12 protein-coding genes are annotated in these 14,342 nt (G+C 29.5%); 9 read left to right on the top strand and 3 right to left on the bottom strand.

Annotated features, from left to right (window positions below; all coding sequences use genetic code 11):
* Positions 1 to 32: 32 nt before the first annotated feature.
* The 6 genes from ACREV6_RS21335 (at position 33) to ACREV6_RS21310 (ending at position 7,876) form a co-directional block, all read left to right on the top strand.
* Complete coding sequence (locus ACREV6_RS21335; protein ID WP_431580066.1) at positions 33 to 1,451, top strand: sensor histidine kinase; 1,419 nt, start codon at positions 33 to 35, stop codon at positions 1,449 to 1,451.
* 32 nt (positions 1,452 to 1,483) lie between these two features.
* The gene (locus ACREV6_RS21330; protein ID WP_431580065.1) at positions 1,484 to 3,307 is read left to right on the top strand and encodes a hypothetical protein; all 1,824 of its coding nucleotides are present in this window, start codon (positions 1,484 to 1,486) and stop codon (positions 3,305 to 3,307) included.
* 250 nt (positions 3,308 to 3,557) lie between these two features.
* Complete coding sequence (gene murQ, locus ACREV6_RS21325; RefSeq protein ID WP_431580064.1) at positions 3,558 to 4,463, top strand: N-acetylmuramic acid 6-phosphate etherase; 906 nt, start codon at positions 3,558 to 3,560, stop codon at positions 4,461 to 4,463.
* A gap of 16 nt (positions 4,464 to 4,479) precedes the next feature.
* On the top strand, positions 4,480 to 5,841 hold the full coding sequence (locus ACREV6_RS21320; protein ID WP_431580063.1) for a PTS transporter subunit EIIC: 1,362 nt from the start codon (positions 4,480 to 4,482) through the stop codon (positions 5,839 to 5,841).
* 79 nt (positions 5,842 to 5,920) lie between these two features.
* Positions 5,921 to 7,000, top strand: a complete 1,080-nt coding sequence (locus ACREV6_RS21315; RefSeq protein ID WP_431580062.1) for a MupG family TIM beta-alpha barrel fold protein — start codon at positions 5,921 to 5,923, stop codon at positions 6,998 to 7,000.
* A 33-nt stretch (positions 7,001 to 7,033) separates the two neighbouring features.
* Positions 7,034 to 7,876 (top strand): MurR/RpiR family transcriptional regulator, encoded by an 843-nt coding sequence (locus ACREV6_RS21310; protein WP_431580061.1) that lies wholly within the window; start codon positions 7,034 to 7,036, stop codon positions 7,874 to 7,876.
* A 93-nt stretch (positions 7,877 to 7,969) separates the two neighbouring features.
* Here the strand turns inward: ACREV6_RS21310 and ACREV6_RS21305 are convergent, their stop codons facing one another.
* Complete coding sequence (locus ACREV6_RS21305; RefSeq protein ID WP_431580060.1) at positions 7,970 to 8,095, bottom strand: hypothetical protein; 126 nt, start codon at positions 8,093 to 8,095, stop codon at positions 7,970 to 7,972.
* Between the two features lie 927 nt (positions 8,096 to 9,022).
* Here ACREV6_RS21305 and ACREV6_RS21300 point away from each other — a divergent pair.
* Positions 9,023 to 9,895, top strand: coding sequence for a CPBP family intramembrane glutamic endopeptidase (locus ACREV6_RS21300; RefSeq protein ID WP_431580059.1), 873 nt, complete (start codon positions 9,023 to 9,025; stop codon positions 9,893 to 9,895).
* Between the two features lie 119 nt (positions 9,896 to 10,014).
* Here the strand turns inward: ACREV6_RS21300 and ACREV6_RS21295 are convergent, their stop codons facing one another.
* Positions 10,015 to 11,319 carry a DUF4179 domain-containing protein gene (locus ACREV6_RS21295; protein WP_431580058.1) on the bottom strand — a complete coding sequence of 435 codons (1,305 nt, stop codon included), beginning with the start codon at positions 11,317 to 11,319 and terminating at the stop codon, positions 10,015 to 10,017.
* Positions 11,312 to 11,869 carry an RNA polymerase sigma factor gene (locus ACREV6_RS21290; protein ID WP_431580057.1) on the bottom strand — a complete coding sequence of 186 codons (558 nt, stop codon included), beginning with the start codon at positions 11,867 to 11,869 and terminating at the stop codon, positions 11,312 to 11,314. Before ACREV6_RS21290 ends, ACREV6_RS21295 begins: the two co-directional genes overlap by 8 nt.
* 357 nt (positions 11,870 to 12,226) lie before the next feature.
* On the opposite strand from ACREV6_RS21290, the gene ACREV6_RS21285 reads away from it, so the two are divergent.
* Both ACREV6_RS21285 and ACREV6_RS21280 read left to right on the top strand, forming a co-directional pair.
* Complete coding sequence (locus tag ACREV6_RS21285; protein WP_431580056.1) at positions 12,227 to 12,967, top strand: hypothetical protein; 741 nt, start codon at positions 12,227 to 12,229, stop codon at positions 12,965 to 12,967.
* A 470-nt stretch (positions 12,968 to 13,437) separates the two neighbouring features.
* A complete protein-coding gene (locus ACREV6_RS21280) occupies positions 13,438 to 13,770 on the top strand; it encodes a hypothetical protein (RefSeq protein ID WP_431580055.1) in 333 nt (110 codons plus the stop codon).
* Positions 13,771 to 14,342: the final 572 nt, after the last annotated feature.

Genomic DNA, 14,342 nt, shown 5'->3' with positions numbered 1-14,342 from the left:
ATGAAACAGCACAATAATAAGTGAGGAAGAAAATGAAATTTAGATGGAAAATTATATGTATATGTTTAGGAATTTATATTTTTACATTAATGTTAACAGCGTTTTTAGTAACTAAGGATACTTATAATAGCACAGTTACAAGAGAAATAGAGAGAACTTTAGAGGAGCAAAAGAACGTTTATAATAGTATTTATTTATATTTAATTGTTAATGAAAAAATGCAACAGGAGGATCTAAATATTAACGAATATAGCAAAAGAATAATAGAAATGTTCGGCAATGATAAAGATTATATCCAATTAATAGATAAGGAAGGAAAGCTTTTAGCATCAAATACCTCTATGAATTTGAAATTTTCTAAAGATGAAATAGGGGGTTTATTTGGAAATAAAAGAAATTATATTTTAAGAGTAAATAATAATGAACATTACTTGTTTGTAAATCAATTGTTCAAAATAAATAAAGAAGAAATTGTTTTATCTTATATAAAGAAGATTACTCATATAGACATTCAGAAAAAAGAGCAATATATGTTTTTTGTGAAAACTGGAGTAATAGGGCTTATATTTATTGCTATATTATCAAGGATTATAAGTAACCTATTAATAAAACCTATAGAGAATTTAAGTAAAACATCAAAACATATAGCTATTGGAAATTATGAAAATCGAGCACAGGTTATTAGCAAAGATGAAATAGGAACTTTGGCAATTCAATTTAATATTATGGCTGAAGAAATAGAAAAGAAAATACATGAATTACAAGAAGAAGGACAACGTAAACAACGATTTATTGATAATTTAACCCATGAACTTCGAACTCCATTAACGTCCATAATTGGATATTCAGATATATTATCAAGTATAAAATATGACGAAAAAAACTTTAACAAAGGACTTGGATATATTAATTCTGAAGGGAAGAGAATGTTAAACCTAGTAACTACGCTTAAAGACATGATTCTATTTCGTGAAAACACCTTGCCACTAGAAAAGGCCAGTATTAAACCACTGCTTGAGGAAGTTATTAATATAATGGCTATTAAAGCAAAAGAAAAAAATATTGCGCTAGAGCTTGCTGGAGAAAATCTACAATTTTATTTTCATAGAGATATGTTAAAAGGGGTACTTATTAATTTAGTAGACAATGCTTTAACAGCCACAAGTGGTGGTAGCAAAATAATCCTTGGTATAGAGGAGCTTGAAAACACAGTGTGTATTTATATAAAAGACTTTGGCAGAGGAATGATAGAAGAAGACGTTAAAAAAGTACTTGAACCATTTTATCGGGTAGATAAATCACGTTCTAGAAAAGATGGGGGAGTAGGACTTGGACTTTCTATCTGTGATGAAATAATAAAAAGGCATAATGGAAGATTAGAGCTAAATAGTAAACTTGGAGAAGGAACAACGGTTAAGATATATTGCGAAAAGGAGGGGAAAGGCAATTAATATTCGTGCTATTGAGTATTTTGCCATTTTATATGAAGAGTAAAAAATTATTAATAATTATTGCTACAATTACTTTAGCATCAGGGTTAATATCTTGCAGGTCTGCTGGAATAAAAGATAACAAGGTTTATGAAGTAAATGAAACATCTAAATCTAAAGATATAAAAAAAATATCTGAAAGTATAAATACCCAGGGTGTAGATAGTTTTAAAGACAATGCTAAAATGACTAATAGTAACATAACATCTTCTGAAAATATTCTTCTTACAATTTCAAAAGATGAAAAATATTCTTATTTTATGACGCCAATTAAAGAAGCTAAAGATAGTCAAAGGTTTATAAAGGGTGCATCTATAGTAACAGTTAATTTGTTGAAAATAGATAATAAAACTAAAGAGATGAAAGTACTAGCCTCTGAAATTCCATTCATATCAACTGTTAAATGGAATAGTGATAAAACAGTAGTTGCCTTTTGTGGGGGAGAGAGATTGTGCATTTACGATACAAAGGTAAATAAGTTAATGCTTAGTGATGAGTTAAAAAAGGAACCTATAACCTACTTTGGGTTCTCACCTGATGGCAGAAAGGTCTACACAGAACACCCAAGCATTATTAATGGCTCTATTATATATATAGATAGTAGTAAAATAGTACATTCTTATGAGAAAAAGGAGAATTTATATTATAAAGGCATATTAGATAGTAATTATTACTATGCCACTAAAACTGAAGATAGTAATGGTAAATCATCTATAACAATAGTTGATAAAAAAGAATCTGTAGTAAAAGATTTACCTCTTGGGAGATTTAGAGATTCTTATAGAAAAGCTTTATTAAAAACTGGAAAAGAAAACTTTGGTTTGTTTTATATTAAAGATATTAATGAGGAAGAGCAATTTAAAAAGATTACCGATGAATATGTATTGGATGTAAAGTTCATTGAGCATGGTAAATTTATATATACCACGGAAATTAAAGATGTGGAGAAAAATAGCTTTTACCTTCATTTAGTTAATGAGAATGGAGAAGAAGAGAAAAAAATAGAAATTTCAAGTGGAGTTATATCCCTATTGCCTGATGGTGAAAAAGCTTATGTAGGTGGGTATAAACAGGAAGTTATAAATCTAAAAGCCTTCCATATAGAAAAAAGTGTTAATCATGAAACTGGAGAGGAAGAGAATGTATTTAAGGCACTTAGGGGTGCCATGGATGTTTTATATAAATACGAAATAAATGACCTGAAAGATTTTGAAGGATTAAAAAAATACTTTTTAGACACTAAAAATCCTGATCAATGGGCTTATTTTGATATAACTAATATTTTAAAAGAATCTCAAAGGAATACTCTTAGTGGAGCTAATCATAAAACTAGTTTGTACTTAGATAATTTTAAATTATATGATAATGATACTAAAGCTACTGCAAAAGTGAAGGCTTTAGTTCAAAGTTATTCTGGAAGTGGTCTATCTATGGATAACAGTGTAGAACTTAATAAAGTGGATAATAAATGGTATATAACAGGCTTTAGTACATTCCCAAACAGCAAAGAATATAAAACAGTTAAAACTAAGGTTGAATCTTTAATTAATCTAATAAAATCAGGAAACTTAACCCTTCAAAATAATATTCATAGTGAATTAGCAGGTAAAAATATAGAGATAGGTCAAATTCAATTTTGGCAAATGAGCGACCCGCACTTAGCATCAAATGTTGAGTATTCAAACCATTGTAAGGTATATCTTAAGGTTGTGGATAATAATAAAGAAGTAATCTATAAGATGCTACTAACCAAAGCAGGTGAAAATAAGTGGATGCTTGATACAATTACTAAGGATAGATTAAGTTCTCTATATTAAGAATATTAATGGAGGCGATGTGAAGTGTCCAAAAATGTATTAAAAGTGGTGATTATTATTGGTATATTTACTCTTTTAGAGGAGATGTTAAGTTATCTCCTCTCTTTTTTTATGTAGTGGAAAACATAAAATTGAAATGAAATAAAATATTTTACAAAAATACTTGAAACATAATTTCAAACATGTTAATATAAAACTATAAAATAAAACGTTTTCACATACAAATGATGAGCAACGTAGGAGGAAAAATATGGACAATTTAAATTTAAAAAAACTGACAACAGAAAGTAGAAATGAAAATACCATGGACATAGATAAGCTTTCAACTTTAGAAATGGTAAAAGTAATAAATAATGAAGATAAAAAGGTAGCTGAAGCTGTAGAAGTGGAACTTCCTAAAATAGCGCAGGCCATAGATTGTATAGCTTTAAGAATGTATAAAGGTGGAAGATTGATTTATATAGGTGCAGGAACTTCCGGAAGACTTGGAATTTTAGATGCATCGGAATGTCCACCTACTTTTGGAATTTCAGAAGAAGTAGTACAAGGTATTATAGCAGGAGGCACAGAGGCTATATTTAGAGCAAAGGAAGGTGCTGAGGATTCCAGGGAACTGGCAGTAAAAGATTTGAAGAGTAAAAATATTACAGAGAACGATACAATAGTTGGACTTGCAGCATCAGGTAGAACACCATATGTTATAGGGGGTCTGGAGTATGCAAATGAAGTAGGAGCATTAACAATTTCAGTTACTTGTAATGCTGATTCACAAGTTTCAAAGACAGCAAAAATATCAATAGCACCAATTGTAGGAGCAGAAGTTGTAACAGGCTCTACAAGACTTAAATCAGGAACAGCTCAAAAACTAGTATTAAATATGTTATCAACAGGAGCTATGATAAAGCTAGGTAAAGTATATGGCAACCTTATGGTAGATGTAAAATCAACAAATGAAAAATTAACGCAGAGAGCTAAGTTAATAGTTTGCGAGGCAACGGGAATAGCTATTATCGATGCAACACAGGTGTTAAATGAAACAGAATTTGATGTTAAGCTAGCAATATTCATGATATTATCTAAGCTTAATAGAGAGGAAGCGAAAATTAAATTAGATAAAAATAGTGGATATATAGCAAAAGCGCTAAAAAGCATATAAAAAGGGGGCAAATATTATGTCAAATATAGAAATTGCTAAAAATTTAGTGGAACTAGTTGGAGGGAAAAGTAATATAAAATCTGTTACACATTGTATGACCCGTTGTAGACTAGAACTTAAAGATTATTCAAAGGCAAAAATAGCAGAAATAAAAAAATCTGAAGGAGCTCTTGGAGTAGTTGAAGACGGAGGACAGCTACAGGTTATTTATGGACCAGGAAAGGTAAATAAGGTAACTGAAGAAGTAAGTAAAATAATTGGAAAAAATGTACTTATAGGCGAGGATGCAGTAGCAGAAACTAAAAGTAAATTAAAACAAAAAAATAATACTAAGTTTAAAAATATGCTTAGAACAATAGGAAATATATTTATCCCATTAATACCATTATTTGTAGCTTGCGGACTAGTTTTGGCAGTAAATAATATAGCTGGAGTATATTTTGGAGATGCATATAAAACTACAACAGCAGCTGGAATAATAGGACTTATAGGTATGGGTGTATTCTCTATTTTATCAATTTTAGTTGGTGTAAATGCAGCTAAGGAATTCGGTTCACAAATGCCGATGATGGGTGGAGTACTTGGTGGAATTCTTTCATCAGCAGCACTTGCAAAGATAACTCTTTTTGGAAAAGCATTAACTCCAGGACGTGGCGGAATTATTTCAGTAATACTGGTAGTAGTTTTAGCTTGTTATATTGAAAAGGCTTGTAGGAAATTTGTACCAGATGTATTAGATTTATTCGTTACACCACTGGTTACACTTACAATTTCAGTTTTAGTAGCGTTATTTATACTTCAACCATTAGGTGGATTTATTTCAGATAGTATAGGTCTTATAGTAGGACAGACAATAGCATCAAATAATATAATAATATCAGTTATATCTGGAGCAATATCGGGAGGGTTATTCTTACCACTTGTTATGACTGGAATGCACCAAGCGTTAACGCCAATACATGCAGATTTAATAGCTAATGTTGGATTTACAGTATTACTTCCAATACTTGCAACAGCTGGAATGGCACAAGTGGGAGCAACAATCGCAGTACTCAAAAAAACAAAAAATGAAAGATTAAAGAAAGTAGCTAAAAATGGATTAGTACCAGGATTTTTAGGAATAGGAGAACCCTTAATATATGGAGTAACATTACCACTTGGAAAGCCATTTCTTGGAGCTTGCCTTGGAGCTGCATTAGGTGGAGCGGTGATGGCATTATTTAAGGTAGGAGCCGTTGCAATCGGTGTATCAGGATTACCACTAGCATTATTAATTGCAAATGGTAAAATGGGAGTATTTTTAATAGGAGTACTAGTATCATATATAGGTGGATATTTCTTTACTAGCATATTAGGCTTTGAAGATCCAGTGGATTAACAAGCTCAGAGAGTTAAAAAGACCCGCAAGGGTCTTTTTAATAATAAAAATTAATCGATAATTTCAAGGAGGGAATTTTATGAGTTATGGTATTTCAATTTACTTTGGACTAGACAATACAAAGGAAGAAAATATAAAGTTATTAGTGGATGCTAATGAACTTGGCTTTACTAGAATATTTACCTCACTTCATATACCTGAGGCAAATTATAGTATCTTAAAGACTGAGGTACGTGAATTTTTCAGGTTAGCTAAAAAATATAATATGGATATAATAAGTGATATTTCTCCTAACACTTTTAAATTTTTAGACCTTGTGGATATGGATTTGAAGGGACTAGGCGATATGGGGGTCAAGACTATAAGAATAGATTTTGGATATACAGAGGAAGAAATATCTAAAATGACCCATAACCCTTATGGAATCAAAATTCAGTTAAATGCATCTACAATAACTGAAGAGTTTTTTGAAAAACTAGATATATATTTGCCTAACTATGAAAATGTTGATGCATTACATAATTTTTACCCTAGAGTGGGTACAGGTATTTCAGAAAAATGTATGAAAGATAAAAATACTATTTTAAGTAAAAGAGGAATTAAAGCTTGTGCTTTTGTAGGATCAAATAACAGAAAAAGAGGTCCACTGAATGATGGATTGCCTAGCTTAGAAGATCATAGAGGTATAGAGGTACGGGAAGCTGCAAATCATTTGTATACCCTGGGAAATAAATCTGTATTTATTGGAGATTCACTTCCTAGTAAAAGAGAACTCGAGGATTTATCAGAACTAAATCCGGATGCAGTAGAGCTTTGTATAGAATTAAAAGAATATGATAGTGTAACCTTAAGATTACTTTCGGAAACTTACACCAATAGAATAGATGAGGCTAGAGACGCCATAAGAGCTAGTGAAAGTAGATTGCTTCTTAAGGGAGATAAAATAAAATCGTTAAATACAGTAGATAAAGAATATGGAGATGTTACTATAGATAACGAAAATTATATGAGATATATGGGAGAATTACAAATATTAAAAGTGAGTCAAAAGGGTGATGATAGGACAAATGTTGTAGCTTCTGTTTTACAAAAGCATTTTTATCTATTAAAATATATAAATGGTGGTGTGAAATTTTATTTTAATATAGTAAATAAATAAAGCTAAAATCAAATTTAATGGGGCGATGGGATTATGAATGTATTACAGTATATAAAGCAAAATTACGATAGCTTTACAGATAGTGAAAAATTAATAGCAGATTATTTATTAGAAACTAAGGAAAGCATTATAACAATGTCAGCTAAGGAACTAGCAAATAATACAAAAACATCGGCTCCAACAGTTGTTAGATTTGCTAAAAAAATAGGGTTCAATAGCTTAAATGAAATGAAGCTTAAATTATCTATAAGTATAGATAAGATGGAAGCTACTGAGTTTCAATATTTAGATAAAAATTTAGGAACTAAAAATATAATTTATTCAATAAAAAATTCAATAGATGCTATCATGGAGCAGACAGTTAACTTGTTAATTGAAGAAGAACTAGATAAGGCAATAGAGCTACTTATAAATGCAAAAAATATATATATATTTAGTGTAGGAGTATCAGCTTTAGTAGGTCAAGATTTTTATTATAAGTTAAGTAGAATAAATAAGAGATGCATATCACATACAGATACCCATTTGCAAATAACATCATCTATATTAATGCAGCCAGGAGACGTAGCAATAGCAATATCCTATTCAGGTGAAACAAGGGAAGTTATTAAATGTGTAGAGAATGCAAAAAAAAGGAAAGTTCCAGTAATAGCAATAACAAAGGCTAGTGTAAATAATAAGGTAGCTGATCTTTCAGATGTGGTGTTACGTGTGCCAGCAGTAGAAAAATCTTTGAGGGAAGGTGCAATGAACTCGAGAATATCACAGCTAGCAATAATAGACATGTTATTTATAGGAATGGTTAGAAATAATATAAAAGAAGTAGAAGAAAAATTAATTGAAACTAGAAAAGCAGTTAAAGAAATGTATAAATAGAGATTGTCTAATGGGGTTATAAATTATTTTTAAAACCAGCACTTCAAAGTGCTGGTTTTAATTATGCTAATTCATTTATAGAAGTCTTAAACATTAAATGTTTATAGTTTCCCACTGCATATACTTCTGTACCCAGCCGCTTTCAATTAGACCAGGATCTTTGGTATTTATAATACTTCTTGCAGTGGATTCTAACGCAGCATTAAAATCTTTTGACAAACCTTCAGTATATTTTTCTATTATTGAATTGAAACCTTCTTGATATTTTTCAGGTATAAGATTCTTAGATATAAATTTCAGTTCAAAATTCGTCTGGGGAAGTGAGATAGGATATTAAGTATAATAAAAAAGAATTGTCGGAAAGGTGGAACAATTTCGAAGGATTTAAAATACAAAGAGATTGTTATAGCGCATTTCTTATAATGAATATTAAGGATAATTTAGAAGAAATAGATAGAGATTTATGTTTTAAGGAGTTTGATAATTTTAAAGTGCTACACGATAAGGAAATAGTAGCAATATAAAATGGCAACAATAAAGCAATAAGTAGTATGGGATTATAAATTAAGGCTAAAGAGGTTTTGATATGAGCCATATGCTATCGTTAATTCATTCATTGGAATGATTGATAGTGAAAGTTTTAGAGAAGTTAATTAGTTCTTATATGTTGTAATTTATTTGATTTTTAAATAAATGAGAGTATAGGAGAAGTTAATCTATCTAAGAACCCCTTGCCTTTAGGCATGGGAGTATCAGAGACATATTTATCACCATCTCTTTCTAAATTTTAATGTACTTAAAAAAATCGGCTATGGTTTTAGTGAAATTTTATTTTGGGTATAGTTAATATTGTAAAAAATCAATTCTATTAAATATCGAATTATATTTATTTAACTTTAATGTTTTTATTATATAAAATAATATAAAAATTGATATTTGAGTTAAAAATTCTAATAGGGGGTATGTAAAAAAAATTTGCATTTTCTTAATGAAAAGAGGAACTATGCTTTATAATAATTGTAAAATATGTTAATATTATATAGCAGTGTGATTATTAAAGGGTGAATTAGTTCGGCAAACTTAGTGTTAAACAATCAAATAACATATTGAAATATAAAATTAAAGTGAAATATTAGGAGGTGTGAAGTGAAAATAGGTGATTTTCTAAATAACATGAAAGATAAAAGTGCACCCATAATTACAGCATTTTTTCTAAGTTGTTTATGTTGGGTAGTATTGTTAGTTGTAGGGTTAATACACAATTTCTTTGGCATGAATTTGTTAGGACAATTATTTTCAGTAATAGCATTATTAATATTATTTGTATTAATAGGAAAAATATTTTTCAATGTTAACTATAGTGGATTATTTAAAGAGATTAAGCTTAGTAAATGCGATTGTATGGATAATTTACTGATTACAATGTTTTTTTCTTCAGTTTTTGCACTCATTAATATTTTAATATACCACATAAGTTTTATGATTAATCCTGATAAAACAAAATCCATTGGCTATTATATCAAAACTGTAACTTCTGATAGCGCCTATATAAATAGTAGTTTGGATACATTAGCTTTTATAATTATAATGGTTATTGGAGTAGCAGCAGAGGAGATTTTTTTCAGATATACTGCATATAAAATTTTTGTTAAGAAAAAAGAAGATATAAAAATTTTTATTATATTAACCTCAATAGTATTTGGGATTTATCATTTTAGTAGTATATCTCGATTTATTGAAACTCTAGTCCTATCTATTTTTCTATCAATTATATATGTAATGACAAAAAGTGTGGTATATGCTTTCATTTCACATGTTTTATGGAATTATTGCACTATAATATCTTCATATTTTTTAGTGTATTTTAAATATATAAATACGAGTATACTTACTGTTCAATGCATAATTGCAGAAATAATAATAATTTGCCTGTTAGTATTATTAAGCATTTATTCATATTATAAAAGAGGATATATTTTATCGCTAAATATTAGAAATAAAATATATAGCTTTAAGTGATACTTAGACTCAGGCAGAGTTTGCTTATAAGGAATACGATAGTAATCTGAGTCTAAGAAGAATTTATACAGGGGTGTATCAGTCGGTATCTCCCACCTTATTGCTAGCTGCATACTCCCTTATTTTAATGGTATGATTAATTTATTTTGTTCTAATAACTGTATTTGAGGATTTTTAATAGCTGCCACTTTATAATTTTTATTTTTATCAATTTTAGGGAATTCAATTTGGTATTCACGATTGGAAGCATCTACAAGTATTGCTCTTCCTTCAGGTAATATTTTATTTCCAACTTCATCGACTAAAGCGGGACATGGATTAAAAGTATATCCATCAATAGCATAGTTTACAATAGTATTAGTATCATTAATTTTCACACTATTAATGGTAATCAAGCCCTTATTTCCTATATCAATGATTGCTGGGAGTTCACTAAGAGCCTTTGATAGGACAAAGTCATTTGTAGTTGAATATTTAACTGTAAAAGGCAGTAAGGTTATACTATCTATTGGGTCTTTACCCTTAATGAACTCTAAGCACATTTTAAAATTTTTGTTTTCTAATAATTGAGAAAAATCCGCCATTTTTGTTGTTAATACATTGTTATTATTGTCTAACACGAAAAACTCATAGGGTAGCTTAACTAAATCATTCATTGATGTTCCGCTTATGGAAATTGAATTAGAGAAGGGACTCAGTGTGATTGTATTAACAGTGTAGTTCCATATTGGTAATTTACTTGAAACATTTGGAGAATAGACCTTTGTGGCTTTATTGCTGGCTTCTTTAGATACATTAAATTTAAAATTCCAATTTTCTTTTGTAGAACTTATATTGTAAATGTTGAAATCCAAATCAAATTTATCAGGTAGATTATTCTTGGAAATATCCATATTAAACATACCCTTAATTGTGTTATCACCAACATTTTTATCATCCATATCAAAAGATGACCCTATTGGTTTGCCGTTAACAATGACACTTGGAAATTTATCATCATTTATACTAATTTTATTTTTGCCTTGGATAGTGTAACTTATTACAAGAGAATTAATATCACAACTTACTTCGTCTACTGTAAACTTAATTCCATTTTTATCTACACTTTGGTTTATACCCTTAGAATATTTTATATATTCGCTAACTACTTCATTCTGATTATTGTTTAAACCCATAAAATATTGAAAAACTGAACCTATTATAGGTATTCCACTGGCAGTTACAGGAAGTATAGTGCTGGTGGCAATAATAACTGCAGTAATGCTTGCAGCAATTGCTACTTTTTTAAAAAGTGGATTTCTCCTTTTTTTAGTATATAATTTAGAAAGAGTTTCATCTATTCTAGTGTTTACAAGTGGAGAAACAATAATATTCTCATCATCAATCTTCTTTTTCAAGTAATCATTTATAAAATCATTATTCATTAACAATACTCCCTTCCGTTAACAACTCATTTAAATTTTCTCTTGCTCTTGAAAGCCGTGATTTTACAGTGCCTTGTGCTATATTAAGTATTTTTGAAATAGTCTTAATTGAAAAATCCTCGTAATAGTATAAAAGAATTACTACTCGCATATCTTCTGTAAGTAAGTTTACTGTGCTTAATACTTCATTGTTTGAATAGGAATCTTCATAGACTTCATATTCATTTCTTACTTCTTCCATAGGTATAACCTTTGATTTGGAATACCATATTTTATTACATTCATTTATAAGTATTTTAATTAGCCAGGTTTTAAAATACTCCTCTTTTCTTAAATTTTTAATTCCGCAGTAGGTGTTGATTATTGTTTCCTGAATTGCATCGGCAACATCTTCTTCATTTTTTAATATACCTTTAGCAACTCTATATAATGAAAGTCTATTTTCATTAATTAATAATTGAAAGGCTGCGTTATCACCTTTTTTAGCAGCCTTTAAATTATTTATAAGGGCTTTTTCATTTTCAGTAGTTAATGACATATCCAATTTCATCCCCCCCCCCCCCTCTTACATTTTTCTATAATTTCGAAATTACACTTATTAGATGGAATAAAAGCCAAGTTGGTTCCATGTATACTGAAGTTTTATTTTTTGAAAGCTCTTTTCTTGAATTTTTCATAAACTCAGCCATTATAGGAATTTTTGTTGTTGTGTGGCCTCCGCTACAATTTTACGCTATTGCAGAGGATTCGCAAACATAAAGTAGTATTTATATCCAATAGTTTAGTGGAGAGAATTCTAAGATGCAAAGCTATGCTCCAATGGGTAAGCCTAATTTTATTATATTTACATATTAAATCTGCAGAGACACATAATAGATATAATTATTTAAAGTGTGAGGTGTAGTGAATGTCAAATATAAAATCTGCATTAATCAGATTAATCCCTAAAAAGGTACTCTTAATATTGCTTTTTTCAATGAGTCTAAATTGTAGTGTAATTATTGGAGAAATAGTAGAAGCAGCAGTAATTGATACTGAAAGTAGTTTATCAACAATACCTAAAGAGGAAGTAATAAAACTAATAAAGACACAAGGAACTAAAAAACCTCATTATTTCGAGGGACTTTCCTATAAGGTAGCTAATATCGATAAAGATAATGATTTTGAGATTGTTGCAAAAATTGATGGAGGGGTTCATTTAGGTTATTTCTTTATATTTGACAAGAATAGCCAAGGTAAATATTCTCTTGTAGCAGAAAAAGATTGGAAAGTAGAAAAATGGGACCTGGAATACTGGCACAATCTTAATGGAGAAAATAAAGCATATGAAATGACAACTCGTTCCGGTGGATTAGGTATAGATATTTTTTATGGTCATGTATGGTATTTGAAAGATAGCAAGTTCGTTGAGGCATGGATGGGAACGTTAAAGGAAAGAACGGTCTTTCAAGATATTCTCGATTTAAAGATTGGAGGATATCAAATTAATAGTGATGATTCAAGACTATATGCGTGGACAACAAAATATGATACAAAAATAAGCACCAATACACTAATGACAAAGCCGACAACTATTGTATCAATATTCAAATTCGATGGTGTTAAGTATGTCTTGCAAAGTCAAGATACTTGTGATCATAGTAATTAAATTCTAGTAAGGCGATGACATCCACTCATCGCCTAACTCATTTTGGGAAGATGAAATTTTTGAAAAATTAGAGATATGTCCCAAAATTAACTTGTAGCTTTTAACATATGGAATTGGAGTAAAAAGGTGAAATAATGAACATAATTTACATTCCGATTTTTTGAAGCACCTAGAGGGGTACTGACATACGTTGGGGATGTAATGGACAACTTATGGTTGATATGTTGTTATATTAGTAAATTTTCAATCTCATTTGTATTCATATAAGTCTCCTCAAGATTTGTTGAATTTCTAAAATTGGAAATATCCTTCACATTATTTCCCGAGAAACTTATATAATTCAACTTAATTAAATTTTTAAAGGTTTTCAAAAACGTGCTAAAAACACAACTATCAATGAGAAAACTGGGAAAATCAATAAGAAAAAAAGATTCGGTAAATCATTAGCAAATAAAGCACCTAGTAAGTTTTTGGAAATATTAGATAATAAGTTAAGAGCTAAAGGTGGGAAATACTTTGAAATTAGTACAAGGCAAGTGAGAGCTTCGCAATACAACCACCTAAATCAACAATATAATAAAAAGAAGTTATCTCAAAGGTGGAATTATTTTGAGTATAATGTACAACAACTTAAAGTCCAGAGGGATATATATTCGGCATACTTAATTAAAAATGTAAATGATGATTTATGCAGCATACATCTTGATAATTGTAGTAAGGGTTTTAATAAGTTTTTAGAACTTCATAATAAAGAAATTGAAAGATTGCAAGGACTAGATAATTTGAGTAGTATAGGGATTTAGATTTAAAAAAACGTCTTGAAACGGGCGTTATACTATCGCAAATGTGGTCAATGGATTGCTCGGTAGTGAAATTGTTAGGGAAAATAATTAGTGTTAATATTATTTGTGATATTAAAGAAAGTTATTTAGTACCTAAGAACCCCATGCCTTTAGGCGTGGGAGTTTCAGTAGGTTAAAGCTTGTAGATAAATATATATTTATAATACTTAGCCTTGCGTATCGGAATGGGAAATATAGAGAAATTCGTACTTATATGTAGTAATATGAAGCTAATCTAGTTAGAAGACCTATTGGCTATGCTTATGCTTTTATTTATATGATACAATACTCCTTGTCGTCACATGATGGCGAAGCAAATTGGTCTTTGAAAATTAAACAGAGAAATAGGTAAAATAGCGAAATAACATTTCGCTTGACCAGTTAATTACTTTAGATAAAAAAGTATTTTTAGTCGTAAGACTAAAAAGTATGTAATGAGCTTGCGTAACAACTTAACAGTTGTCGCAGATTATTCATTTCAAATAAAAAGTGTAAACTTTTAAATTGAGAGTTTGATCCTGGCTCAGGACGAA

The sequence above is a fragment of the Clostridium sp. genome (assembly GCF_050717515.1).
GTDB lineage: Bacteria > Bacillota > Clostridia > Clostridiales > Clostridiaceae > Clostridium_AD.
This window is presented reverse-complemented; position numbering and strand designations above follow the sequence as displayed.

Excerpts from the sequence above, each read along its gene's own strand:
- ACREV6_RS21335 (WP_431580066.1), top strand. The coding sequence starts at position 33 with ATGAAATTTAGATGGAAAATTATATGTATATGTTTAGGAATTTATATT.
- ACREV6_RS21330 (WP_431580065.1), top strand. The coding sequence starts at position 1,484 with ATGAAGAGTAAAAAATTATTAATAATTATTGCTACAATTACTTTAGCA.
- murQ (WP_431580064.1), top strand. The coding sequence starts at position 3,558 with ATGGACAATTTAAATTTAAAAAAACTGACAACAGAAAGTAGAAATGAA.
- ACREV6_RS21320 (WP_431580063.1), top strand. The coding sequence starts at position 4,480 with ATGTCAAATATAGAAATTGCTAAAAATTTAGTGGAACTAGTTGGAGGG.
- ACREV6_RS21315 (WP_431580062.1), top strand. The coding sequence starts at position 5,921 with ATGAGTTATGGTATTTCAATTTACTTTGGACTAGACAATACAAAGGAA.
- ACREV6_RS21310 (WP_431580061.1), top strand. The coding sequence starts at position 7,034 with ATGAATGTATTACAGTATATAAAGCAAAATTACGATAGCTTTACAGAT.
- ACREV6_RS21295 (WP_431580058.1), bottom strand. The coding sequence starts at position 11,319 with ATGAATAATGATTTTATAAATGATTACTTGAAAAAGAAGATTGATGAT.
- ACREV6_RS21290 (WP_431580057.1), bottom strand. The coding sequence starts at position 11,869 with ATGAAATTGGATATGTCATTAACTACTGAAAATGAAAAAGCCCTTATA.
- ACREV6_RS21285 (WP_431580056.1), top strand. The coding sequence starts at position 12,227 with ATGTCAAATATAAAATCTGCATTAATCAGATTAATCCCTAAAAAGGTA.